At 71.9% G+C, this 22,584-nt stretch carries 23 protein-coding genes and 1 riboswitch; of the genes, 17 read left to right on the top strand and 6 right to left on the bottom strand.

The genetic code is table 11. The features are described from left to right. The first annotated feature begins 70 nt into the window (after nt 1-70). The 6 genes from ABZ267_RS11330 (at nt 71) to ABZ267_RS11355 (ending at nt 5,840) form a co-directional block, all read left to right on the top strand. Nucleotides 71-586, top strand: coding sequence for a hypothetical protein (locus ABZ267_RS11330; protein WP_356753302.1), 516 nt, complete (start codon nt 71-73; stop codon nt 584-586). A gap of 142 nt (nt 587-728) precedes the next feature. After that, on the top strand, nt 729-2,345 hold the full coding sequence (locus ABZ267_RS11335) for an ABC transporter substrate-binding protein (protein WP_356753304.1): 1,617 nt from the start codon (nt 729-731) through the stop codon (nt 2,343-2,345). A gap of 23 nt (nt 2,346-2,368) precedes the next feature. Further along, nucleotides 2,369-3,334 carry an ABC transporter permease gene (locus ABZ267_RS11340; RefSeq protein ID WP_356753306.1) on the top strand — a complete coding sequence of 322 codons (966 nt, stop codon included), beginning with the start codon at nt 2,369-2,371 and terminating at the stop codon, nt 3,332-3,334. Next, complete coding sequence (locus tag ABZ267_RS11345; RefSeq protein WP_356753307.1) at nt 3,327-4,187, top strand: ABC transporter permease; 861 nt, start codon at nt 3,327-3,329, stop codon at nt 4,185-4,187. Before ABZ267_RS11340 ends, ABZ267_RS11345 begins: the two co-directional genes overlap by 8 nt. After that, the gene (locus tag ABZ267_RS11350) at nt 4,184-5,173 is read left to right on the top strand and encodes an ABC transporter ATP-binding protein (protein ID WP_356753309.1); all 990 of its coding nucleotides are present in this window, start codon (nt 4,184-4,186) and stop codon (nt 5,171-5,173) included. The genes ABZ267_RS11345 and ABZ267_RS11350 overlap by 4 nt, the downstream gene beginning before the upstream one ends. Continuing rightward, nucleotides 5,166-5,840, top strand: a complete 675-nt coding sequence (locus ABZ267_RS11355) for an ATP-binding cassette domain-containing protein (protein ID WP_356753311.1) — start codon at nt 5,166-5,168, stop codon at nt 5,838-5,840. The genes ABZ267_RS11350 and ABZ267_RS11355 overlap by 8 nt, the downstream gene beginning before the upstream one ends. A gap of 9 nt (nt 5,841-5,849) precedes the next feature. On the opposite strand, the gene ABZ267_RS11360 is transcribed toward ABZ267_RS11355, so the two are convergent. Beyond that, nucleotides 5,850-6,368 (bottom strand): GNAT family N-acetyltransferase, encoded by a 519-nt coding sequence (locus tag ABZ267_RS11360; protein WP_356753313.1) that lies wholly within the window; start codon nt 6,366-6,368, stop codon nt 5,850-5,852. Between the two features lie 193 nt (nt 6,369-6,561). Here ABZ267_RS11360 and ABZ267_RS11365 point away from each other — a divergent pair, with 193 nt between their 5' ends. The 6 genes from ABZ267_RS11365 (at nt 6,562) to ABZ267_RS11390 (ending at nt 11,106) form a co-directional block, all read left to right on the top strand. After that, nucleotides 6,562-7,500, top strand: a complete 939-nt coding sequence (locus tag ABZ267_RS11365; protein ID WP_356753315.1) for a phosphatidylinositol-specific phospholipase C/glycerophosphodiester phosphodiesterase family protein — start codon at nt 6,562-6,564, stop codon at nt 7,498-7,500. Between the two features lie 117 nt (nt 7,501-7,617). Further along, nucleotides 7,618-7,812 (top strand): hypothetical protein, encoded by a 195-nt coding sequence (locus ABZ267_RS11370; RefSeq protein WP_015613051.1) that lies wholly within the window; start codon nt 7,618-7,620, stop codon nt 7,810-7,812. A 60-nt stretch (nt 7,813-7,872) separates the two neighbouring features. Continuing rightward, nucleotides 7,873-8,619 carry a hypothetical protein gene (locus ABZ267_RS11375; protein WP_356753316.1) on the top strand — a complete coding sequence of 249 codons (747 nt, stop codon included), beginning with the start codon at nt 7,873-7,875 and terminating at the stop codon, nt 8,617-8,619. A 164-nt stretch (nt 8,620-8,783) separates the two neighbouring features. Further along, nucleotides 8,784-10,370: a hypothetical protein gene (locus tag ABZ267_RS11380; protein ID WP_356753317.1), complete on the top strand. Its 1,587-nt coding sequence runs from the start codon at nt 8,784-8,786 to the stop codon at nt 10,368-10,370. Nucleotides 10,371-10,443: 73 nt separating this feature from the next. Then, the gene (locus ABZ267_RS11385; RefSeq protein ID WP_356753319.1) at nt 10,444-10,836 is read left to right on the top strand and encodes a hypothetical protein; all 393 of its coding nucleotides are present in this window, start codon (nt 10,444-10,446) and stop codon (nt 10,834-10,836) included. 90 nt (nt 10,837-10,926) lie between these two features. Beyond that, nucleotides 10,927-11,106 carry a hypothetical protein gene (locus ABZ267_RS11390; protein WP_356753321.1) on the top strand — a complete coding sequence of 60 codons (180 nt, stop codon included), beginning with the start codon at nt 10,927-10,929 and terminating at the stop codon, nt 11,104-11,106. 72 nt (nt 11,107-11,178) lie between these two features. Here ABZ267_RS11390 and ABZ267_RS11395 read toward each other — a convergent pair whose 3' ends face one another. Then, on the bottom strand, nt 11,179-11,847 hold the full coding sequence (locus ABZ267_RS11395) for an endonuclease (RefSeq protein WP_356753323.1): 669 nt from the start codon (nt 11,845-11,847) through the stop codon (nt 11,179-11,181). Beyond that, nucleotides 11,844-12,026: a DUF6480 family protein gene (locus ABZ267_RS11400; RefSeq protein WP_073876627.1), complete on the bottom strand. Its 183-nt coding sequence runs from the start codon at nt 12,024-12,026 to the stop codon at nt 11,844-11,846. The genes ABZ267_RS11395 and ABZ267_RS11400 overlap by 4 nt, the downstream gene beginning before the upstream one ends. Nucleotides 12,027-12,151: 125 nt before the next feature. Between ABZ267_RS11400 and ABZ267_RS11405 the strand changes: the two genes are divergently transcribed. Both ABZ267_RS11405 and ABZ267_RS11410 read left to right on the top strand, forming a co-directional pair. Beyond that, the gene (locus tag ABZ267_RS11405) at nt 12,152-13,357 is read left to right on the top strand and encodes an aromatic acid exporter family protein (protein ID WP_356753325.1); all 1,206 of its coding nucleotides are present in this window, start codon (nt 12,152-12,154) and stop codon (nt 13,355-13,357) included. A 97-nt stretch (nt 13,358-13,454) separates the two neighbouring features. Then, the gene (locus ABZ267_RS11410; RefSeq protein ID WP_356753327.1) at nt 13,455-13,646 is read left to right on the top strand and encodes a DUF6381 family protein; all 192 of its coding nucleotides are present in this window, start codon (nt 13,455-13,457) and stop codon (nt 13,644-13,646) included. A gap of 87 nt (nt 13,647-13,733) precedes the next feature. On the opposite strand, the gene ABZ267_RS11415 is transcribed toward ABZ267_RS11410, so the two are convergent. Then, nucleotides 13,734-14,741 (bottom strand): PHP domain-containing protein, encoded by a 1,008-nt coding sequence (locus ABZ267_RS11415; RefSeq protein ID WP_356753328.1) that lies wholly within the window; start codon nt 14,739-14,741, stop codon nt 13,734-13,736. A gap of 105 nt (nt 14,742-14,846) precedes the next feature. Further along, nucleotides 14,847-16,133: a helix-turn-helix transcriptional regulator gene (locus tag ABZ267_RS11420; protein ID WP_356753330.1), complete on the bottom strand. Its 1,287-nt coding sequence runs from the start codon at nt 16,131-16,133 to the stop codon at nt 14,847-14,849. A 186-nt stretch (nt 16,134-16,319) separates the two neighbouring features. On the opposite strand from ABZ267_RS11420, the gene ABZ267_RS11425 reads away from it, so the two are divergent. Both ABZ267_RS11425 and ABZ267_RS11430 read left to right on the top strand, forming a co-directional pair. Then, on the top strand, nt 16,320-16,934 hold the full coding sequence (locus ABZ267_RS11425) for a hypothetical protein (protein WP_356753332.1): 615 nt from the start codon (nt 16,320-16,322) through the stop codon (nt 16,932-16,934). A gap of 85 nt (nt 16,935-17,019) precedes the next feature. Continuing rightward, nucleotides 17,020-19,632 carry a SpoIIE family protein phosphatase gene (locus ABZ267_RS11430; protein WP_356753334.1) on the top strand — a complete coding sequence of 871 codons (2,613 nt, stop codon included), beginning with the start codon at nt 17,020-17,022 and terminating at the stop codon, nt 19,630-19,632. Nucleotides 19,633-19,677: 45 nt separating this feature from the next. Here the strand turns inward: ABZ267_RS11430 and ABZ267_RS11435 are convergent, their stop codons facing one another. Further along, nucleotides 19,678-21,069 (bottom strand): FAD-dependent oxidoreductase, encoded by a 1,392-nt coding sequence (locus ABZ267_RS11435; protein ID WP_356753335.1) that lies wholly within the window; start codon nt 21,067-21,069, stop codon nt 19,678-19,680. A 448-nt stretch (nt 21,070-21,517) separates the two neighbouring features. Beyond that, nucleotides 21,518-21,708, top strand: a riboswitch (cyclic di-AMP (ydaO/yuaA leader). A 3-nt stretch (nt 21,709-21,711) separates the two neighbouring features. Here ABZ267_RS11435 and ABZ267_RS11440 point away from each other — a divergent pair. After that, the gene (locus ABZ267_RS11440) at nt 21,712-22,542 is read left to right on the top strand and encodes a transglycosylase SLT domain-containing protein (protein ID WP_356753337.1); all 831 of its coding nucleotides are present in this window, start codon (nt 21,712-21,714) and stop codon (nt 22,540-22,542) included. The last annotated feature ends 42 nt before the right edge of the window (nt 22,543-22,584 follow it).

Raw genomic sequence — 22,584 nt, forward strand, 5'->3', positions numbered from 1 at the left:
CGGTGGGCCGTTTGTCCGTGGGGCGCGCGTGCGCCCGGCGGACACGACCGGCAAGGGTGTGAGGCAGGCGATGACGGACATGGATCGCAGGAGCGTTCTGCAGCTGACTTCGGCGGCGGCCATCGCCGGAGGGCTGGTCGTCGGGGCGGGCGGGGCCGCCCACGCGGCGCGCAAGGCGGCCCGCCGGATCGTCCTGACCGGCAGGCGCACGGGCGCGAACATCCCGGAGGTCCTCACGGTCGGCGTCCCGTACTTCGTCCGGTACGACCTGTCGGACGCACAGGGCGAGGGCGTGGGCACCGAGAACGCGCACTGCCTGCCGGTCGCCGTGGGGCTGGACGGCTCGTTCGTCCTGGCGACGCTGGTCCTGAGCCTCGGCGACGGCCTGATCACGGCTGCCACGGCCTTTCAGCGGCCGCTTCCCGCCGTGACCGAGCCCCCGGTGAACGCTCAGCCGTGGTCCCACGTCTTCGCGATCACCGGAGGGACGGAAGCCTATGCGGGCGCGGCCGGCTCGATCACGATCGACCACCGGACGAGGGACGAGGACGTACTCACCATCGATCTGGCCGACGCCTCGCTGTAGGCGGGCGGGGTTGTTCCCGGTCGTACCGGCCCCGGCGCACGCGTCCCGTCTGTGGAGGCGGGGTGTACCAGGGTCTTTTACATCCTGTTTAATTGCGTACTGTTCGCAATAACAGTCGATCTTGAACAGGGATGTGCAGAGTATGACGGCCCGATCGATACGGGGGGCGGTCGCCGCCACGCTGGTGACCGCACTGTCCCTGACCGCGGCATCCTGCTCCAACCCGGACAGCCCCAAGAGCGGCTCCGGGACCGGGACCACCTCGGCCGTCGTCGGCATCGCCTACGAGCCCGACAGCCTGAGTCCGCTGCTCGGCTACGGCAAGGACGGCAACTCCAAGATCTTCGACGGGCTGCTCACCCTGGACGAGGAGCTGAAGCTCCAGCCGGCCCTCGCCACCGCGCTCCCCGAGGTCAGCGACGACGGGCTGACGTACACGTACAAGCTGCGCCAGGGCGTGAAGTTCAGCGACGGCAAGCCGTTCGGTGCGAAGGACGTCGTCTTCACCTACCGCACCATCCTGGACGCGAAGACCAACAACCCCTCCCGCACCGAGCTGGACGCCGTCAAGGACGTCACGGCCAAGGGCGAGGACACGGTCGTCTTCACGCTCAAGTACCCCTACGCGCCCTTCGCCCAGCGCACCGTCCTGCCCATCGCTCCCGAGCACATCGCGGGCAAGCAGGACGTCAACACCGGCGCCTTCACCACCCGGCCCGTCGGCACCGGGCCGTACGTCCTCACCAAGTGGTCCAAGGGCGAGAAACTCAGCTTCACCGCCAACCCGCACTACTGGGGCGGCGAACCCGAGGTGAAGAAGTTCACCATGGCGATCATCAAGGACGACGACGTACGCGCCACCCGGCTGCGCTCCGGCGACCTGGACGGCGCGATCCTGCCGCCGAACCTGGCCAAGGGCTTCGCCGGTGACAAGGGCAAGAAGACGTACGCCGCGAACAGCTACGACTACCGCACGGTGACCCTGCCCACCGACAACAAGGTCGCCGGTGACACCGCCGTCCGCCGCGCCCTGGACGTGGCGGTCGACCGGCAGACGATGGTCGACGCCATCCTCGACGGCAGCGGCAAGCCCGCCTACGGGCCCGTCCCCACCGACAGCGAGTGGTTCGCCAAGGGCACCGAGCGCAAGCACGATGTCGCCGCCGCGAAGAAGATCCTGGACGAGGCCGGATGGATCCCCGGCAAGGACGGCGTACGGGTCAAGGACGGCGTGCGCGCCACCTTCCCGCTCTGGTACCTCAGCGGCGACAAGCTCCGCCAGGAGCACGCTCTCGCCTACGCCTCCGACGCCAAGAAGGCGGGCATCGACATCCGCACCGAGGCCGGGACCTGGGAGGTCATCGAGCCCCGGATGAAGCACGACGCCGTGCTAGCGGGCGGTGGCTCGCCGGCCGACCCCGACTTCGACCAGTACACCCTGCTGAAGTCCTCCCTCGCGGGCGACGGCTTCAACAACATGGCCTGGTACGACAACAAGGCCGTCGACGCGGCGATCGAAGCCGGCCGCAGGAGCGGGAAGAAGGCCGAGCGCAAGAAGGCGTACGACACCGTCCAGCGCGAGCTGGTGAAGAACCCGGGCTACACCTTCCTCACCCACATCGACCACCTCTACGTCGTCGACGACCGCTTCGGACCTCTCACCACGCAGGTCGAGCCGCACGACCACGGCCTGGCCTCCGGCCCCTGGTGGAACGTCGAGAAGTGGAAGCCCGAAAGCACGGGAGACACGGAGAAGTGAAGCCGCGCCTCCCCTGGGGGCCGATGGCACGGATGACGGGACGGCGGGCCCTGTTCGCCGTCCCGGTCCTCCTCACCGTCACCTTCGGCGTCTTCGCCGTCGCCGCCGCGTCCCCCTTCGACCCCGTCAAGGCGTACGCGGGCACCGCCGGCCTCACCGCCTCGCAGGAGAACCTCGACCAGCTCCGGGCCAACCTCGGCGCCGACCAGCCGCTCGTCACCCGCTGGTGGGACTGGCTGACCTCCGCGCTCCAAGGAGACCTCGGCGTCTCCAGCGTGATGCGCCAGCCGGTCACCGACGTGATCGTCGAACGCATGGGCTGGTCGGCCCTGCTCGCCACCTCCGCCTTCGTCATCGCCATCCTTCTCGGCACCGTACTCGGCGTCCTCGCCGCGCGCAGGCCCGGCGGCTGGCTCGACCGGGCCGTCAGCTCCGCCGCGTACACCCTGGAAGCCGCACCCGCCTTCTGGCTCGGCCTCCTCGCGATCTGGCTCTTCGCACTGAAGCTGGACCTCCTCCCGGCCGGCGGCCTCACCGACGCGGGCAGCGATGTGGTCACCTTCGGCCAGGTCGCCTCGCACCTCGTCCTGCCGGCGGCCGTGCTCGGGATCTCGCAGCTGCCGTGGTTCTTCCTGTACGTACGCCAAGGGGTCATGGACGCACTCGCCGAGGACCCCGTGCGCGGTGCGCGCGCCCGCGGGCTGAGCGAGCGCACGGTGCTCCTCGGCCACGGCCTGCGCTCCGGGATGCTCCCGATGCTCACCCTGATCGGCTCCCGCGTCCCCGAACTCATCACCGGCGCGCTCCTCATCGAGACCGTCTTCAGCTGGCCCGGCATCGCCGCCGCCACCGTGGAGGCCGCCACCTCGGTGGACTTCTCCTTGCTCGCCGCGCTCACGGTGCTCGCCACCGCAGCCGTCCTGCTCGGCAACCTCCTCTCCGACCTGCTCTACGGACTCGCCGACCCCCGGGTGGCCTTCGATGGCTGAGACCGCACTCGCCCCGCTGCCGGGCCGCACCACGCGCCGCATCCGGGTCGCCACCTCCGCGACCATCGTCGTCGCCGTCGCGCTCGTCGTGCTGATCGTGCCGCCGCTGGCCCAGCTCGACCAGCAGGCCGTCGACCTGTCCAACAAGCTCCACCCGCCGTCCTGGGCCCACCCCTTCGGCACCGACGACGTCGGTCGCGACCTGCTGCTGCGCTGCGTCTACGGGCTCCGCGTCTCGCTGCTCGTCGGCCTGGTCGCGGCCCTCACCGCGACCGTGATCGGCACGGCGGTCGGCGCGCTCGCCGGAGCGTTCGGCGGCTGGCCGGACCGGATCGTGATGCGGATCGTCGACACCCTGTCCTCCATCCCGCATCTGCTGCTCGGCATCTTCATCGTCGCGATGTTCCGGCCCGGTGTCTGGCCGGTCATCATCTCGGTGGCCCTCACCCACTGGATATCCACCGCCCGGATCGTCCGCTCCGAGGTGCTGTCGCTGCGCTCGCGTCCCTTCATCGACGCGGCCGTCTCCGGCGGCGCCTCCCGGGGCCGGGTCATCGTGCGCCACCTGCTGCCCGGCGTGCTCCCGCAGGCCGGACTCGCGGCGGTCCTCATGGTCCCGCACGCCATGTGGCACGAATCCGCGCTCTCCTTCCTCGGCCTGGGCCTCCCGGCCCACCAGGCCAGCCTCGGCAACCTCGTCCAGTCCGCGCGCGGTTCGCTGCTCGCGGGGGACTGGTGGCCGACGCTCTTCCCCGGTCTCTTCCTGATCATCCCGACCCTCGCCCTGGCCGGGATCGCCGGAGCCTGGCGGGACCGGATCAACCCGCGCCGGAAATCGGAGCTGATGCTGTGACCGCCGACCACGCTGCGAACCCAGCCGTCCTCGATGTCCGAGACCTCTCCGTACGCTTCCGGATGCGCGGCGGCCGGGACATCGCGGCCGTCACCGGCGCCCGGTTCTCCGTCGCGCCGGGAGAGTGCCTGGCGCTGGTCGGTGAGAGCGGCTGCGGCAAGTCCGTCCTCGCCTCCGCGCTGCTCGGCCTGCTTCCGGCCAACGCGCAGACCACCGGCAGCGCGGTGCTCGGCGGGGACATCGACCTGCTGACGGCGGGCGAGCGGACGCTGGCCCGTACGGTACGAGGCCGGCGCATCGGCCTCGTACCGCAGAGCCCCGCCGCCCACCTCACGCCCGTGCGCACCGTCCGCGCCCAGTTGGAGGAGACCCTGCGCGAGCTGACCGGGGTGCGCGGGTCCGCAGCCGTACGGGAGGCGGCTGCCCGGGCCTCGTTCCCGGCCGACCACCTCGACCGCTACCCGCACGAACTCTCCGGCGGCCTCGCCCAGCGCGCCGCCACCGCACTCGCTCTGATCGGCGACGCGCCGCTGCTGCTGGCGGACGAGCCGACCACCGGACTGGACCGGGACCTGGTGGAGCGGACCGTGGACGAACTGCGCCGCCACACCGACGAGGGCCGGGCGCTGCTGATCATCACCCATGACCTGGCGGCGGCCGAGCGGATCGCGGACCGGGTCGCGGTGATGTACGCGGGCCGGATCGTGGAGATCGCCGACGCCGGACCGTTCTTCGGCGCGCCCGGACCTCGCCACCCGTACGCCAAGGGCCTGCTCGACGCCCTGCCCGAACGGGACTTCGCACCGATCCCCGGCATGCCGCCCGAACTCGGCGCGCTCCCGGACGGCTGCGCCTTCGCCGCCCGGTGCGCCCGCGCCGACGCCCGCTGCACCACCGAGCGCCCGGCCTTCGACGACGGACTCGCCTGCCACCACGGGCTGACCGGCCGCGCCCACTCCCTCGTGAAGGAGGCCGCCGATGCTTGAGCTGACCCGTATCACCGCCGGATACGACCGCCGCGACCCGGTCGTTAGCGATGTCTCCCTCAGCGTCGGCCACGGCGAGGCGGTCGGACTCCTCGGCCCCAGCGGCTGCGGCAAGTCCACGCTGGCCAAGGTCGCAGCCCTCCTGCACCGACCGGACGCCGGAACCATGACCCTGGACGGCGCGGTCGTACGCGGCTGGCGGCACCGCGCCCCGCGCGAGCAGCGCACCGCCGTGGGCGTCGTCTTCCAGCAGCCCCGCCTCTCCGCCGACCCCCGCCTCAGCCTCCGCGAACTCATCGCCCAGCCGCTGCGCTCCACCGGCCGCCGCCGCGAGGTGCCGGAACGGGTGACGGAGCTGGCCGTGCTGGTCGGCCTCTCCGCCGAACTGCTGGAGCGCCGCCCGCACGCGGTGAGCGACGGCCAGCTCCAGCGCGCCTGCTTGGCCCGGGCGCTGGTGCTGCGGCCGGGGCTGCTGATCTGCGACGAGATGACCGCGATGCTGGACGCCTCGACGACGGCCGCGCTGGTCGCGGTGGTGGAGGCGTACCGCGCGGAGTCCGGCGCCGCGCTGCTGGCCGTCGGCCACGACCGGGTCCTGCTGGAACGCTGGTGCGACCGGACGGTCCGGTGGGGCGAGCGGAGCGTGGAGCGCGTGCCGGCGGCGTGACCGGAGCGGTCAGTGCCTCCGCGCGGCGGGCACGTGGAACGCGATCCACGTGTCCGGCGCCAGCTCCGGCCGGCCCGGCACGGGCCGGTGCTCCTCGGTCCAGGCGTCAGGCGCCACCTCGCGGGCGACGCGACGCCAGAAGCGTACGGCCGGAGCGTTGACGTCCTGGAAGGCGACCTCCCACGGGCCCGGATGCCGGGCTAGGACGTCCAGGACGGCCCGCAGTCCGACACCCGCGCCGCGTGCTCCTCGTACGACGAAGAAGCTGTTCAGGACTCGTACCGGCCCGGCCAGACCCCGGACGAAGGCGAGGCCGACCGGACGCTCGTCCGCCGTCAGCAGATAGGGCACCCGGTCGACGTCGGTGAAGGCCGCTTCCAGCCGGTCGGTGCGGAAGGTTCCGTCCGGGCCGGGCTTGGCCGCGCTGAACTCGGACATGTCGTGGCGGAACATCAGCCAGAGCCGCTCCATCAGGAGGCGGTCGTCGGCGGTGGCGAGGCGTACGCGTACGTGTGTGTTGTGAGGCATGAAAAAAAGCCTCCCCGGCGGATGCGGTCCGCGCCGGGAAGGCCTGAGAAATCGCTGACACCTTATCAAGCGCTGACCGGAGAGCGACGAACACGCCAACACTTGGCAGGTACCTGACGATCTGCTGCCGGTCGGCCGCATACTCGTCGCGTCCGGCCCGTCCCGGGCCCCGCCGACGCTTCAGGGAGCCTCCATGGCTGTACCGCCCGCCCCGACCCGCCGCCGCGCCCTCACCGTCACGCTCGCCACCGCCGCCGCGGTGATCGCCGCTCCCGCCGGAGTGGCCGCCGCGTCCCCGGCCCCCTCGTCCCAAGCCCTCGTGCTCCCGGCTTCCAGTGCAGGCCCGCGACCGCACCGCCCACGCACCCAACCCCTCCGCCAAGCCCACGTGCACAACGACTACCTGCACCCGCGTCCGCTCCACGACGCCCTCGCGCACGGCTTCACCAGCGTCGAGGCGGACATCTTCCTCGTCGACGGCGAGCTGCTCGTCGCCCACGACCCCGCCGGGCTCGACCCGCGACGGACCCTCGCCGGCCTCTACCTCGAACCGTTACGCGCTCTGGCCCGCGCCGGACACGGCAGCGTGTATCCGCATCACCGCCGGCCTCTGCAACTCCTCATCGACATCAAGGCCGACGGCGTCGCCGCCTACCGCGAGCTCGATCGGCAGCTCACCCGCTACGGCTCCCTCTTCACCCGCCACCACCACGGCCGCGTCCGGCCCGGGGCCGTCACCGCCGTCATCTCCGGCGACCGCGCCGCCCGCTTCCCGATGGAGGCCCAACGCACCCGCCTCGCCTTCTACGACGGCCGCCTCGACGACCTCGGTACCGCATCGCCCGCCTCGTTCACGCCGCTGATCAGCGCGAACTGGACCCAGACCTTCAGCTGGCTCGGCGTCGGCCCCTTCCCGCGCGCCGAGCGCGACCGGCTCCGCACCCTCGTCTCGACCGCCCACCGCGAGGGCCGCCGCATCCGCTTCTGGGCCACCCCCGACCTGCCGGGGCCCGAGCGTGAGGCCGTCTGGAGCGAGCTCCTGGCCGCCGGCGTCGACCACCTCAACACCGACGACCTGGCCGGGCTCGAACGCTTCCTCCGCGCCCGTGCGGGCGCGGCCCCGACCCCGTAACACCTCACCGCGCGGGAGTACCCGTTCGGCGGACACGCCAGTGCGCCGAACGGCCGCCCCGCTGCGCCACACTGGCGGCCGAAAGCCGCAAATCCGGCGCGGCGGAGGAGGTTGGCCATGGTCATTTCGATCTCACTGGTGCTGCTGCTGACGGTCCTGGCGGTGATCTTCCTCCGCAACGGCGGGCTGAAGCTCTCACACGCGATCGTCTGTGCCCTGCTCGGCTTCCTGCTGGCCAGTACGAGCATGGCGCCGACCATCCACGACGGGATCGGCGCCACCGCCAACCTGGTCAGCGGCCTGCACCCCTGACCCCGGGCCCGTACCGCCGGACCGTCCGCGCGGCGCCCGGCGATCCCGCACAATGGTCAGATGTCCTTCCCGCCTCCCGGACGGCACTCGGGCGCCGCCCACCACGAGTACTGCAACACCGGCCTCTGCTGCCGGTGCCAGATGCGTACCTGGACCACCAAGGCGGGCAACGAACGGCTCTGCGGGCCGTGCGCGGCCTGCTGCCAGGAGTGCGGCCGGGCGCCGGCGCCGCACCTGGACGGGCTCGACGGCGGCCTGTGCGCCGAGTGCCGCGGCCTCTGCGGCCGGTGCCACGCCCATAAACGGCACGACGGAACCTGCGCCTGCGACCGCTGGCGGGAGAACGCCAAGAGCAACCCGCGCGGCTATGTCCTCCAGGCGCTGCCGCAACAGCTCCTCCAGGCGCTCGGCGGCCGCGTGCCGAGCACTGTCCACGACCTGATCCACGACGAGCTCGGCCGCAACCGCAGCGCCGGTGTCCTGCGCGAGCGCATCGAACGCCGCTGGAACCTGCGCTGGGCCCACGCACTCAACGAGAAGGACGAGGACGGCCGCCGCCGGTGGAGCGCCCAGGACATCGCCGAGCAGCTGCTGATGCCCGGCTCCTGTTCCGACCCGGAGTGCGAGGACGGCCATCTCGCCACCACCGATGCTCCGTGCACCCGCTGCCGGCAGCCGCTGCACCGGTTCGTCACGTCCGTGGCCGACCACACCGCGACCCCGGAGCACGCCCACGCGGCGGCGGCCCGGATCCGCCGGGCGATGCGCGAGAACCGCTCGCACAAGAGGCTTCCGCCGCGCGGCTAGACAAGCAGGACGTGGCCCGCTGTGTTGCGGGCTTTGCCGCGTGTGGCGCGGTGTTGCGGTGGTGTGTCAGGCCCGCGAAACCCTCCGGCTTTCCATGGACACTTCAAGGGGTGCGTCCTGGCGTCGGGCGGCGGCGCGACCCCCGTCCGTGATCAAGGAGCCCGATGCCCCCGCCGTTCCGCCGTGCGTTCACCCGCGTCCTGGCCCTGACGCTCGCCGTCGCCTCCGTCACGCTCCTGGGGCCGGTCGCCCCGGCGGCGGCCACCGAGATTCCCCGGGCTCCCGGTCACCGCCTGATCGCCGACCACCAAGGCGCACCCGCCTCCGCCTCACCGGTCCCGGGCGAGGCGCCGCCGCAGCATCCGTACCTCGCTCCCAACGGCCGCAGCGGGATGCACGCGGACGCGGCGGGCAGCGGTACGCACCCGTACTCCGGGCCGCTCGGCCGGAATCCCGAGGTGGTCAGCGCGAAGATCGCACCGGTCGGCGGCGAGTGCGCCACCGCCACCTTCGACACGGCCGGCCGGCTGATCACGGTCTGCGGGACCTTCACCGGCTTCCTGCTCAAGCTGCTGGACCCGCGAACGCTCGACACGCTGGCCGAGTACAAGCTGCCGCAGCGCTCGTCGACCGTGGAGGCGATCACCACGCTCGACTTCGCGAAGATCTCCAAGGACACCTCGGGCGGCGCCTACTTCTACCTCGACGACCAGGACCGCGTCGTCCTCGCCGACTCCCGCCAGCACGTCCTGCGTATCGGCCACCGGCAGAACGCGGACGGCCGCTGGGGGTTCGTGGTGGAGGACGACTGGGACCTCACCGGGCAGGTCCCGCACGACTGCGTCAGCTGGACCAACCCCTTCCCGAGCGGCACCTGCGACCCCGTCACCTCCGTGATGCCCGACCGGCAGGGCCGGATCTGGTGGGTCACGCGGCTCGGCCGGGTCGGCACGGTCGACCCGGAGACCTCCGTCATCCGCTCCGTCCGGCTGGCCGACGAGGAGATCCAGAACTCCTTCTCCGTGGCCCGGGACGGCGTCTCCATCGTCTCCGACCACGCCCTGTACAGCTTCACCGCCGACCCCGACGGCACTCCGCGCATCCAGTGGCGCCAGACCTACGACCGCGGCACCGGCACCAAGCCCGGCTCGGTCAACCAGGGCTCGGGCACCACACCGGACCTCTTCGGCACCGGTGAGGAGTACGTGGCGATCACCGACAACGCGGACGACCGGATGAACGTCCTCGTCTACCGCCGAGGCGTCGACGTCCCGGCCGACCGCCGCCTTGTCTGCTCGGTCCCGGTCTTCGGCCACGGCCGCTCCACCACCGACAACTCGCTCATCAGCTGGGGCAACAGCCTGGTCGCGGAGAACAACTACGGCTATGAGAACCCCACCTCGCTGCTGCTCGGCCGCAGCGTCGTCGGCGTCACCCGCATCGACGTCCGTCCGGACGGCAGCGGCTGCGACACCGTGTGGGAGAGCGCGGTCCGCTCACCCTCCACCGTGCCCAAGCTCTCCACCGCCAACGGACTGGTCTACTTCTACGAGAAGGAGCCCAACGTCCTCGGCATCGACGCCTGGTACCTCACCGCCGTCGACTTCCGTACCGGTGACCGCCGTTGGCGCAAGCTGACCGGCACCGGACCCGCGTACGACAACAACTGGGCGCCCATCACCATCGGACCCGACGGAACGGCGTACGCAGGGGTCTTCAACGGCATCGTGGCGGTCCGTGACACCGGCTGATCCACGGGACGCGGTGGGCTGATGTCACGAGGAAGTGCACACCAGCGCACGTGGCGACCGGTGCGTACGGCCTATGCTCGCGGCCATGGAGCAACGGGAAGTCGTGAAGCGCGTGATCGGCATCCTCACAGAGGCGCGCGAAATGCAGCGCCTGCTGGAGGCGGACCTCGAACGGGAAGACCTTGACACGGGAGCGGGCGCGGTCACCGCTCTGCTCAACGAGACGATGCCCCACATCGCCATCCCCGACGATTTCTCCGTCGAGGAGGTGGTGACGGTGGTCGGGCGCGAGGTGGGCGGCGCGGTCGAGCAGTTGGTGAGCGCCTTCACCCTCGCCTTCACGATGCTGGCGCAGGTCCACGACTCCGGGCAGACGGACGTCTCGTCGGCCGACGTCCTCCAGGACCTGGCCCTGCGCGTGGAGGCCGGCGGGCCCGAGGACGAGGACGACGGTCCGGTGCTCTGAGCCGTCGTCGGCGGCCTCCTGCGTTCCGCCGTACGCGTAGGCATAGTGGAGAGGGAGAAGCGTGAATCTCCTCGCGGTACGGAGGCAGCTGTGGGTAAGAGCACCGACCTGGCCCGCGCCAAGGCGCACCGGCTGAAAGGCATGAAGAAGGAGTCGGACGGCATCGCGCTCGGCGACGAGCGGATGAAGGCCGAAGGAAGGCAGGAGCAGGAGGCGGCCCGCCGGGAGGAAGAGCGGGTCCGCGCCCTGCCGGACGCCTCCGACCGCTGACGCGGCGGAACGCCCGTACCGCCGCGTTCGGTACGGGCGTTCCGTACGGCCTACTGCGGCGTACGCGCCGTTTCAGCGCGACCGTGCCGCCTCCGTGACCGTGTCCACGATGTCCTTGTCCAGCGCCGCCCGGACCAGCGCGGCCGCGAACGTCGCGTCGTCGTGGTCCTGCGCGGCCTGTCCGAGTTGGGCGGGGGAGGTGGGCAGGCCCAACCGCTCGGCGCCCTGCAGCGCCTTCGCTCCCAGCCAGGGGCCGGTCTCCGGCCAGAGGGACTGGACCTCGCGTACGAAGATGTCGGCACCGGCCGGTCCGATGCCCGGGACGCGCTGGAGCCCCTCCAGCAGGCGGTCCCGGTCGCCGTCGGCCTCCGCGCGCAGTCGGCGCAGGTCGCCTCGCCAGGTGTCCAGGACGAGTTGGGCGCCTTCGCCGAGCTGGGTGGCGGTGCGTTCGTCGTAACGGCGGTAGTGGCCCTCGCCCAGCGCGTCCACCCGCTGCTGCCAGGTCGCGTCGACCATCCGGCGCGGCGTGCGCATGCCGTGGTCGGAGAGGGCGCGGGCCGCCGCGACGGCGACCGAGGCGCGGATCCGGGCGGAGAGCAGCAGGCTCAGCACCAGGAGCTGGTAGAGGGGCTGCGGAGTGTCCCTGAGGCGGATGCCCGCCTCCTCGGCGTACGTCAGGCCGCACTCCTCCACCAGCGCGTCCACGATCCGGCGCGCCGGAGGCGGTTTCGTACCGCTCATGCCAGACCGAAGACCCGCGCGGCGAAGAACCCGGCGACCAGCAGCGCCCCGAGCACGATCAGGCCGATCCAGACGGCCGGGTGCTCCCAGACACCTCCGTCCGGGCGCTCCTCATGCGCGTCGCCGATCGAGCCCTCGGCGGGGGGCGTCTCTGTGGGGGGATTCACGAGAACAGCCATGTCTCCAGAGTCTCTCGGTCTCCGCTCCGGCGCACACCGGGCATTCCCGCCACCGGGACAGGGCCGTACGGAGGCACCGCGGGCGCGGAGCGCTGCGCACGCGGGAAACCGGGCACGGTCAAAGGATGCCCGTCGTCTCCGCGCCCGTCATCAAGCTCGTGCAGCGCACCACCGAACCCGCGGGGGTCCAGACGCTCCGCTCGACCGCCGCCGCCGTCATCGCCTACTCCGTGGCCGTCTGGGCCCTGCCCGAACCGGCTCCGCTGACCGCTCCCCTCACCGCGCTCCTGGTCGTCCAGGTGACCCTCTACGCGACCCTCACCACCGGCATCCGCAGGGTGAACTCGGTCATCGTCGGAGTCCTCATCGCCATCGCCTTCAGCTCGCTGGTGGGACTGAGCTGGTGGAGCCTCGGGCTGACGATCTTCACCTCGCTGCTGATCGGGCGGCTGGTGCGGGTCAACGAGTTCGTCCCGGAGGTGGCGATCAGCGCGATGCTCGTCCTCGGCGTCTCCCAGGTCGCCGACACGGCCTGGGACCGGGTCTGGGAGACGCTCATCGGGGCGGTGGTCGGGCTGCTGTTCAACCTGGTCTTCGCGCCGCCGGTCTGGGTCGCGTCGGCGGGCACCTCCATCGGCTCGCTGGCCGGCCGGATGGGCACGATGCTCCGCAGCATGGGCGAGGAGGTAGTGGGCAACAACCCTGTTTCCCGGGCGGCGGCCCGGCTCCACGAGGCCCGCAAGCTCGACCACGACATCGTCGAGGTCGACGCCTCGCTCCGCCAGGCGGAGGAAAGTCTCACCCTCAACCCTAGGGTGAGACAAGGACTGCTCTCCCGGGTCGTCCTGCGCACCGGCCTGGACACGCTGGAGATCTGCGCGGTCGTACTGCGGGTCCTGTCCCGCACGCTCACCGACCTGGCGAAGGCCCGCACGGAGGAGACGCTCTTCCCGGCCGATGTGGCGGGCCTTCTCCAGGAGCTCTTCGGCCAGCTCGCCGACGCCATCGAGAGCTTCGCCGTCCTCGTCACCACGCCGCTCGCCGCCGACGGCGAGGCGGCGGAGGACCGGCTCGCCGAGGCCCTCGCCCGCAGCCGCGCCACCCGTGACCGTGTGGCCGACCTGCTCCTGGAGGACGTCCAGGAGCATCCGCGCGAGTGGCAGCTGCACGGCGCTCTGCTCGCCGAGATCGACCGGGTGCTCGCCGAACTCGACATCGACGAGCGGACGAAGCGGCTGGGCGAGGAACTGGACCGGCGCTCGTCCGAGGCCCATGAACGCCACCCGCGACTGCGCACGGTGGTGCGGCGGCTGAGCCGCACCACCACGTGACCGTTTCGGTCGGGCGCGCGGGATGCGGAAGGTCTCGGTCACTGGTTCGCTGGTGGCAGTGGTCCGGTTCTGTCCAGGAGTGTGTCGAGGAGTGGTGATGAGCGGTTCGGACGAGCCCGCCGACCTGGCGCGGCAGATGCGTGAGAAGGCCCAGCAGCTCGCCGAGGCCGCGGAACGCGCGACAGACCCGCAGGAGCGCGAGCGGCTGGAGAAGAAGTCCCGGACGATCCGGGACCGGAGCGAGCAGCAGAGCGGGATGGCCGCCGGAGACATCTATCCGCAGAAGTAGAAGCGCGGTACGCGGCAGGACGCCCGCCCCGGACTCCTTCCGGGGCGGGCGTCGCGTGTCCGCGCTCTCCCAGGCGTACAGAGGCACTCATCCCGCCCACGTCAGCAACCGCTCCACCGGCCAGGTGGTCACCACCCGGTCCGCCGGTACGCCGCACTCCTCGGCCCGCGCGCAGCCGTTGATCTGCCAGTCCAGCTGGCCGGGCGCGTGGGCGTCGGTGTCGATCGCGAACAGAGCGCCCGCCTCCACCGCCTTGCGCAGCAGGTGGCGCGGCGGGTCCAGCCGTTCCGGCCGGCAGTTGATCTCGACCGCCGTGCCCGCCTCGGCACAGGCCGCGAAGACCCGGTCCGCGTCGAACTGCGACTGCGGCCGGCCGCGCCCCGAGAGCAGCCGGCCCGTGCAGTGGCCGAGGATGTTCGCCTGCGGATGGCGTACGGCCGCCTCCAGCCGCCGGGTCATCGGTGCCGCGTCCATCCGCAGCTTGGAGTGGACGGAGACCACCACCACGTCCAGCTGTTCCAGCAGCTCAGGCTCCTGGTCCAGTGAACCGTCCGGCAGGATGTCGCACTCGATCCCGGTCAGCAGCCGGAACGGCGCCCACTCCTCGTTGAGCCGCGCCACCACCGCCAGCTGCTCCCGCAGCCGCTCGGGCGAGAGGCCGTTCGCCACCGTCAGCCGCGGCGAATGGTCGGTGAGCACGGCCCACTCGTGCCCCAGCTCCGCCGCCGTGAGGCCCATCTCCACGATCGGGCTGCCGCCGTCGGACCAGTCGGAGTGGAGGTGGCAGTCACCGCGCAGCCGGGACAGCAGCTTTTGGCCCCTCTCGGGCGCCGGTGCGGCGGCGGCCTCCTCCTCCAGCCGCTCCAGATAGCCGGGCACCTCGCCTGCCTGAGCCTCCCGGATCACCTGCGCGGTACGCGGACCGATCCCGGAGAGCCGCTCCAGGGTCCCGGCGGCCACCCGCTCGGCCGCCTCGCCGGGCTCCATCGCGTCCACCACCTCGGCGGCCGTCCGAAAGGCCTTCACGCGGTAGGTGGCGGCCTGCGAGCGCTCCAGCAGGAACGCGATACGCCGCAGAGCGGTCACGGGATCCATCGGCACCTCCACAGAGAACGTCGGCCGCCTCGCGGATCACCTCGTCCGGGCCGCCTGTCCTCAGGATGGCCGCTGCGGGCCGCGGACGCCCACCGCACGGCCCCATCAGCCGGGTCCGGCCCCTTCCGGCTCCGCCACCCAGCGCCGGGTCACGTAGTCGTAGTCGTGGACGGGCCGCCCGGGCGCACCACTCGTCCGGAACGGGCGCCCGCCGTCGTCTTTGATCCGCACCGTTCCGCTCCGGCCGCCGCTGCTCCACCGCAGCTCCGCGACCCAGTCGCAGTCGCAGTGCGCCGCACGCGCGGTGACGAGGAGGACCTCCGGGTCCGAGGCCGAGACGCGGTACGGGAAGGAGACCGCCGCGATGGGCTCACCCGTGTCGTTCCCCGGTACGGACCGGGCCAGGGGACGCTTCACGTCGAGGTCGACGTCGAACATCCGCGGCGTGAGCGCTCCGCCGCACCCGGAGCTCATCCGGTGGACCCGCCCCGCAGCGGGCTCGCGCCGCTCGACCACCCTGACTCGCAGTGCCTCCAGCACCACCGCCCGCTCCTCCGTGCCCTGGAGCGTGATCCGTACGCCGGTCTCACCCGCGTGCACCGCGTCGAGCGCCCGCGCCCAGGCCTCCGCGTCGGCCTCGGCCGGCGGGGCCGGGACCGTGGCCGGATCACCGCCGACGAGGTAGGCGTGCCCGCAGCCGTACTTCCAGACGTGATCGTCAGTGGTCCAGGTGAACGGAGGAGCTGCGGGCGGCGCCACGGACGGCGGCCGCTCGGAGCGCTCCGGCCGCTCCGGCCGCGAGGGATCGCCGAAGGCCGCGCTGAGGGCGAGTGCCAGGGCGGCGGCGACGCAGACGACGAGAGCGGGTGCCCATCGGCGTACGGAGGCGGTGCGCGGAGCCGAGGCTCCGGACACGGGCCGGTCCTCGTCGGGGCGTACGGGAGCGGCGGCGGCCGGTACGGACCCGCTGAGCGCCTCCGTACGCGGCGCGTCCGTGCCCGGCTGGGCCGCCGCCAACGCCGTCTCCCGGCCCCCAGCCGGCTCGACGGCCCCCGACTCCTGCCGCTCCACCCGTTCCGCGTCGGCCCGCAGCCACAGGCGGTGCAGGGCCTGCCGTTCCTCGCCGGTGCGGCCGCACAGCTGGGCCAGGCGCTCCACCGGAGCGAACTCCGCCGGGACCGTCCCGCCGGTGCAGTAACGGTGCAGCGTCGAGGCGCTCACGCCGATGCGGCGGGCCAGCGCCGCGTATGTGCGGCCGGAGTTCTCCCGTAACTCCCGCAGCCGCTCCGCCAGCTCCTGCCGCGCCGAATCACCGACCGTGCCCTGCCCGCCATCCGTGCGCTGCCGGCTGCCCATGCCCTGCTCGCCGCCCGGTTCCCGTCCGTCCGACACCTGCTCGACCTCCCCCGGCCGTCCCAGGGGCGTTCCACCCCACCGTGAACACCCACGTCACCAGGGGTGGGACGGTTCCGTGCCGGGCGGAAACCGTGTCGTCCTTGTCGCCGGCCCGGCCGCCGCCCCAGGCTGGTGCCGTTCCACCGGACCGACTGCTCGACCACCTGAACGGGGACCACCACCATGCGCACCATCCGTACGATCCGCACCGCACTCGTGACCGCCGCCGCCGCGGGCCTCGCCGTCACGGCGCTCTCCACGGCACCCGCCTCCGCCGCACCCGCCGCGCCGAAGTTCCTCTCCGCCGGGCAGTGGCCCGCCTCCCTCACGCCTTGGACCGCCGGTCCGGTGCAGAAGGGGCTGCCGGAGGACGGTTCCTTCTGCACGGCCGGGACCACGCCGGCCGCGGGCACCCGGTACCGGGACTTCCGTACCGAGCTGGACACCGGCGCCCGGCAGACGATCACCGTCGCGCCCACCACCGCGAAGGCCAAGGCGCTCGTCGCCGAGCTGCGGACCGCGCTGGCGACCTGCCTGGAGCGGATGAAGGAGCAGGAGCCGGGCATCGAGGGCGTCAGCAAGTACCACGGGCGGGTGAACGTGGAGGAGGGCGCGTACGTCCACAGCATCGACACGTCCTATCCGGAGGTCGGCTCCACCGACATCGGTCTCCACTCCGTCGGCCGGGACGGCCGCACGGTGACCGTCCTGGAGTGGGGACAGCTGGGTGACCTGGACGGCGCACCGCTGAAGGGGTTCAGGAAGACGACCGGCACCGCCGTCGCCAAGCTGCACTGAGACCGCGTCGGCGGACCGGCCGGCACGGGGTTCCGGCCGGTCCGCCGACGTGCGCGGCCCCCGCTGCCGGGAGCATCCTGGCTGTGTGACCCGGCACGATGCGACCCGGCCCACCCCGTCCCCCGGAAGCGGGGCCGCGGCCGGGCAAGACGGCGGCGGCCGAGTACCGGACGAGCTGTCCCTCGTACTCGCGCAGGGGGTCGTCAGCGCCGTCGAGTCGGCCCACGGGTACGCGGGCGGCATCTACCTCCGCTCCGGGACGCCCGGCCTTCTGCGCCTCGCGGTGCTCGCCGGACTGCCGGGACCGCTGTTCCGGCCCTGGTGGCGGATGCATGTGAACCGGCCGTTCCCGGTCTCCGAGGCCTACCGCACCGGCCGGCCCGTGCTGCTCGCCGACGCGGAGGAGGCGATGCGGCGCTTTCCGCAGCTGATGGCGGGCCTGCCGTTCCCGTTCGGCTCGCTCTGGGTCCCGATCATCGGACCGCGGGGCAGCATGGGAGTGCTGGCCGTCCTGCGGTCCGCCGCGCCGGGCGAGGAGGTCGCTCCCGCCGAGGGAGAGCGGCTGCTGCGCCTGGGCCGACGGCTCGGGGCCGCGCTCACCGATCTGGAGTCGCGGTCCTTCCCCGTGGTCTGGGAGAAGGAACCGATCCCCGTCCAGCTCCCGGCCGCCCCCGCGCCGCCGGTACGGGTCGGCAGCTTCGACTGGGACCTGCACTCCGGAGGCCTCACCGCCGACGACGACCTGTGCGCGATCTTCGGCACCGCGCCGGAGGAGTTCCCCGGCACCGTCGACGCCCTCGCCGGACGCCTCGTACCGGAGGACGTGTACGGGCTCTGGGCGCTGGCCCGGCAGGCGGTGGAGTCCGCCGATCCGGTGGTGCGGAGGATGCGGCTGCGCGGGCCCGACCGCCGCTACCACCTGCTGGAGCTCTCCGGCCGCTGGACCCATCCGGACGGGGAGAGCACCGAGAGCCATCTGACCGGATTCGTCGTCGACTTCGGCGCCGGGCCCGTCATCGCGGAGGCGGCGGACCGGCTGCCGCGAGGCATCGTCTCGCTGGACCGGATCGGGCGCATCACGTACGCCAACACGCTCGCGGAGGAGCTGCTGGGCCGGCCGAGGGCCGAGCTGGTCGGGCACGTCATGTGGGAGGCGCTGCCGTGGTTCGGGCATCCGGCGTACGAGGACCACTGCCGGGCCGCACTGATCTCCGACGAACCCGTCCACTTCCTCGCCCGGCGGGCCGCGTCGCGCTGGCTGTCGGTCTCGCTGTACCCGGGGCACGACGGGCTGAGCGCGGTGTTCCAGGCCACCGAACAGCCGACGTACGCTCCCGGTTCCGTCACCGCGCCCGGTCTGGGCATCGGCTCCACCGCCGACCGCTCCTCCGCCCTCTACCGTCCGGTGGCGCTCGCGATCGCCCTCACCGAGGCGGTCACGGCACGTCAGGTCTCCGCCGTGGTCACCGAGGAACTGCTGCCCGCGTTCGGCGGCCGGCAGCTGGCCATCTACCTGCTGAGCGAACGTCACCTCCACCTCGCCTGGGAGACGGGGTTTCCCCGAGGGTTCCTCGACCGCTTCGACGGCGTCGGGCTCGACGTCTCCATCCCCGGCGTGGAAACCCTGACCACAGGCCGGCCGATCTTCTTCGAGTCCATGCAGCGGCTGGCCGACGCCTACCCGGGCATCCCGATGGAGACCGACGTCGGCGCGCGCGCCTTCCTGCCGCTGATCGCCTCCGGACGGCCCGTCGGCTCGTGCATCCTCGGCTTCGACCGGCCGCGCGGATTCAGCCCCGAGGAGCGCACCGTCCTGACCGCCCTCGCCGGACTCATCGCCCAGGCCCTGCAACGAGCCCAGCGGTACGACAGCGAGTCGGCGCTCGCCCGCGGACTCCAGGACGCCCTGCTGCCGCACCGGCTGCCGGAGGTGGACGGGGTCGACACCCTCGGGCGCTATCTCTCCGGCACCCAGGACATGGAGGTCGGCGGCGACTGGTACGACGTCATCGAGACCGGCCACGAACTGGCCCTGGTGATCGGCGACGTCCAGGGACACGGTGTGTCGGCGGCCGCCACCATGGGCCAACTGCGCAGTGCGGTACGGGCGTTCGCGCTCAGCAACCACGATCCGCAGGAGGTGATGAGCGGCACCAACCGGCTGCTCATCGACCTGGACCCGGGTCAGTTCGCCAGCTGCTGCTACATCGTCCTGGACCCGCTCACCGGACGCGCCCGTGCCGTACGGGCGGGACATCCGCAGCCGGTGCTGCGGCATCCCGACGGCCGGACCGAGGTCCTGGACCTGCCCGGCGGCATCGTGCTCGGTATCGACGGGCACGCGACGTACCCGGTCACCGAGCTGCTGCTCGAACCGGGCGATGTGCTGGCCCTGTTCACCGACGGGCTCATCGAGCGCCCCGGGACCGACATCGACGAGGGCATCGAGCGGCTGCGCTCCACGATCGCCGGGATCGGCTCGGTCCCGCTGGCCGAGATCGCGAACCGCGTGATCGGGGAGGCCCGGCAGGCCACGGACCGCCCCGACGACATCGCGCTCCTGCTCGCGGCCCGCTGGACGCACCTCCCGGAGAAGCCGCCGCCGCTCTCCCGCGACGCGGCCCCGCCCGACCTGTGGCGGACGTTCCGCGGGCCGGGCCGGGGCGGCGGTGCGGCGAACGATCCGGACCCGGCCTGACGGCCACAGCCCTGTACACCTCAGGCGCGCGGAGGCCCGCCCGGCTCAGACCTCCGTCGGCCGCTCGGCCAGGGCGAAGGCGCCCGAGGCGTCCAGCATGCCCTCGCGCTCCACGACCTTGATCCGCTCGCGGCCCTGGGCCACGCCGAGCGCCAGCTCGTGGGCGTCCAGCTTGTGCCAGCCCTCCCAGGTCGTGTACCGGACGTTCCGGCTCTCCAGGAAGGCTTCCACGGCCTCCGGAGCGGGCGTCGCCGGCTCGGGCAGGCGGCCGGCGGCGCGGTCCTCCAGCAGGCAGGCGACCGTCTCGTTGGCGTCACCCTTGGTGTGGCCGATCAGGCCGATCGGGCCGCGCTTGATCCAGCCCGTGACGTAGACCGAGGCCATGTGCTCGTCCCCGGCGATGACGCGGCCCGCCTCGTGCGGGACGGTGCCGGAGGCCACGTCGAAGGGGAGCTTGGGCAGCTCCTCCGAGTAGTAGCCGACGGCCCGGTAGACGCTCTGCATGTCCCAGTCGGTGAACTTTCCGGTGCCCCGGACGTTGCCGGTGCCGTCCAGCTCGGTGCGCTCGGTGCGCAGCGCGGTGACCTTGCCGTCCTCGCCGAGGATCTCGACCGGCGACTCGAAGAAGTGCAGGAAGAGCTTGTGCGGGCGGTCGCCGACATCGCGGATCGCCCAGTTCTCCAGCGTCTGCGCGACCATGTTGGCCTGCTTGTTCTCGCGCCGGGTGGCGATGGAGCCCTCGTCGTACTCGATGTCCTCGGGGTTGACGATGACCTCGATGTTGGGGGAGTGGTCCAGCTCCCGCAGCTCCATCGGGCTGAACTTGGCCTGCGCCGGGCCACGCCGCCCGAACACATGCACCTCCAGCGCCTTGTTCGCCTTGAGGCCCTGGTACACGTTGTCCGGGATCTCGGTGGGCAGCAGCTCGTCCGCCGTCTTGGCCAGCACGCGGGCCACGTCCAGCGCCACGTTGCCGACGCCGAGGACGGCGACCTTCTCCGCGGTGAGCGGCCAGGTGCGCGGGACCTCGGGGTGGCCGTCGTACCAGGAGACGAACTCGGCCGCGCCGTAGGAGCCGTCGAGCTCCATGCCCGGGATGTCGAGGGCCCGGTCGGCCTCGGCACCGGTGGAGAAGATCACCGCGTCGTAGAAGGAGCGCAGGTCGTCGAGGTCGATGTCGTTCGGGTAGCTGACGTTGCCGAAGAGGCGGATCTGCGGCTTGTCCAGCACCTGGTGCAGCGCCTTGACGATGCCCTTGATCCGCGGGTGGTCGGGGGCCACGCCGTACCGGATCAGGCCGAAGGGCGCGGGCATGCGCTCGAACAGGTCGATCGAGACACCCGGGTCCTGGCAGACCTCGGATTTGAGCAGCGCGTCCGCAGCGTAGATACCGGCAGGGCCGGCTCCGACAATGGCGACGCGGACGGGGCGTGTCATGGCGTGGTGATCCTTAAGGCGGGCGAACGCGGGCAGGTACAGCGTACGTCGGAAGTAAGGGTTGGCTTACTAGTCTCCACCCCACACCGTAAGCCCTGGCCCCGCGAGGCGTCCGACCCGGCCTACGGTACCGCCCGTTAAGTCCGTTTCTCCAGGTCGGTATGGGCGATTTTGGCTATTTAACCTTCTCTTCCATAAAAGGGCTATTGAGGGTCTTGGGCTATTTTGAACACGCCCTTTCCGGCCGCCTCCGCGCAAAGTGGTGAGCGTCACGTCCAAGGGGGCGGACGCAGAAGTGGAGGCCTCGGTTCCCTTCTGTGCGAAGAAAGTTGACACCGCGACGGAACGGGCGTGACCGGGAATTCCGGAATTCGATCATGTGGAAAAGGATGATCCGGAATTCGGGGCTTGTTCTGTCCGGCGCTTTTCGCCTACGGTCACGGTCAATCCGGATGGAACGCCGAATCCTGCCGCCGTCCGGGAATCCGCAACCCACTCACGTACGGCAGGAGCGGGGGACCCAGGTAAGCCGCCGATCCGGTACCCGGAACGGCTAGGGGTGAAGTCGCATGATCATGCGGCCAGACATCTCCCGTCTGAACCCGACAGCTCACCTCGTAGGCGCCGGAGAGGAAATTCCCCATGCCCGCACAGGGTAAGCGCCGCCGTCCCAAGTCCGTCTCGCTGAGCCGTGGCATCGCCGCCGTGACCACCGGTGGAGCCGTTCTGGCCCTCCCGGTCCTCGGCGCCACCACCGCCTCCGCCGCTCCCGCGCACTCCGTCGCCGCGGAAAAGGCGGTGGCTCCCGTCTCCGTGACCGCCCAGGTGAATTCCGTGACGAAGGCGGCGCCCGCCAAGCATTCCGTGGTATCCGGCGAAACGCTTTCCAAGATCGCCCGCGAGTATTCCGTCAGCGGCGGCTGGAAGAAGCTGTACGAAGGCAACCGGAAGGCCGTCGGCGAGAACCCGAACCTTATTCACCCGGGTATCACGCTGACCATCGGCGCCAAGGCTGCCGCCTCGTCAGAAGCCAAGGCCGGTAAGGCTTCCACGGCCTCCGCCGAGCGCACGGCCACGGCGGAGCGCGCCGACCGCTCCGAGCGCACCACGGCCGCTCCCGCCGCCGCGCCGGCCGCCGCTCCCGCCACGTACACCGACGACCTCGATGGCTGGATCAGGGAGTCGCTGGCGGTCATGGCTCAGCACGGCATTCCCGGCAGCTACGAGGGCATCCACCGCAACATCATCCGCGAGTCCTCCGGCAACCCGAACGCCATCAACAACTGGGACTCCAACGCGGTGAAGGGCACCCCGTCCAAGGGGCTGCTCCAGGTCATCGACCCGACCTTCCAGGCCTACCACGTGCCCGGCACCTCGACCGACAGTTACGACCCGGTCGCCAACATCACCGCCGCGTGCAACTATGCCGCCGACCGGTACGGCTCGATCGACAACGTCTTCGGCGCCTACTGATCCCGTACGCGCTCACGCTTGAGGGGCTCCGGACCGCATGGT

Source organism: Streptomyces sp. NPDC006174 (assembly GCF_040614075.1).
GTDB lineage: Bacteria > Actinomycetota > Actinomycetes > Streptomycetales > Streptomycetaceae > Streptomyces.

Coding starts and splice junctions, on each gene's coding strand:
- ABZ267_RS11330 (WP_356753302.1), top strand. CDS start 71: ATGACGGACATGGATCGCAGGAGCGTTCTGCAGCTGACTTCGGCGGCG.
- ABZ267_RS11335 (WP_356753304.1), top strand. CDS start 729: ATGACGGCCCGATCGATACGGGGGGCGGTCGCCGCCACGCTGGTGACC.
- ABZ267_RS11340 (WP_356753306.1), top strand. CDS start 2,369: ATGGCACGGATGACGGGACGGCGGGCCCTGTTCGCCGTCCCGGTCCTC.
- ABZ267_RS11345 (WP_356753307.1), top strand. CDS start 3,327: ATGGCTGAGACCGCACTCGCCCCGCTGCCGGGCCGCACCACGCGCCGC.
- ABZ267_RS11355 (WP_356753311.1), top strand. CDS start 5,166: ATGCTTGAGCTGACCCGTATCACCGCCGGATACGACCGCCGCGACCCG.
- ABZ267_RS11360 (WP_356753313.1), bottom strand. CDS start 6,368: ATGCCTCACAACACACACGTACGCGTACGCCTCGCCACCGCCGACGAC.
- ABZ267_RS11365 (WP_356753315.1), top strand. CDS start 6,562: ATGGCTGTACCGCCCGCCCCGACCCGCCGCCGCGCCCTCACCGTCACG.
- ABZ267_RS11370 (WP_015613051.1), top strand. CDS start 7,618: ATGGTCATTTCGATCTCACTGGTGCTGCTGCTGACGGTCCTGGCGGTG.
- ABZ267_RS11375 (WP_356753316.1), top strand. CDS start 7,873: ATGTCCTTCCCGCCTCCCGGACGGCACTCGGGCGCCGCCCACCACGAG.
- ABZ267_RS11380 (WP_356753317.1), top strand. CDS start 8,784: ATGCCCCCGCCGTTCCGCCGTGCGTTCACCCGCGTCCTGGCCCTGACG.
- ABZ267_RS11385 (WP_356753319.1), top strand. CDS start 10,444: ATGCTCGCGGCCATGGAGCAACGGGAAGTCGTGAAGCGCGTGATCGGC.
- ABZ267_RS11395 (WP_356753323.1), bottom strand. CDS start 11,847: ATGAGCGGTACGAAACCGCCTCCGGCGCGCCGGATCGTGGACGCGCTG.
- ABZ267_RS11400 (WP_073876627.1), bottom strand. CDS start 12,026: ATGGCTGTTCTCGTGAATCCCCCCACAGAGACGCCCCCCGCCGAGGGC.
- ABZ267_RS11405 (WP_356753325.1), top strand. CDS start 12,152: ATGCCCGTCGTCTCCGCGCCCGTCATCAAGCTCGTGCAGCGCACCACC.
- ABZ267_RS11410 (WP_356753327.1), top strand. CDS start 13,455: ATGAGCGGTTCGGACGAGCCCGCCGACCTGGCGCGGCAGATGCGTGAG.
- ABZ267_RS11415 (WP_356753328.1), bottom strand. CDS start 14,741: ATGGATCCCGTGACCGCTCTGCGGCGTATCGCGTTCCTGCTGGAGCGC.
- ABZ267_RS11425 (WP_356753332.1), top strand. CDS start 16,320: ATGCGCACCATCCGTACGATCCGCACCGCACTCGTGACCGCCGCCGCC.
- ABZ267_RS11435 (WP_356753335.1), bottom strand. CDS start 21,069: ATGACACGCCCCGTCCGCGTCGCCATTGTCGGAGCCGGCCCTGCCGGT.
- ABZ267_RS11440 (WP_356753337.1), top strand. CDS start 21,712: ATGCCCGCACAGGGTAAGCGCCGCCGTCCCAAGTCCGTCTCGCTGAGC.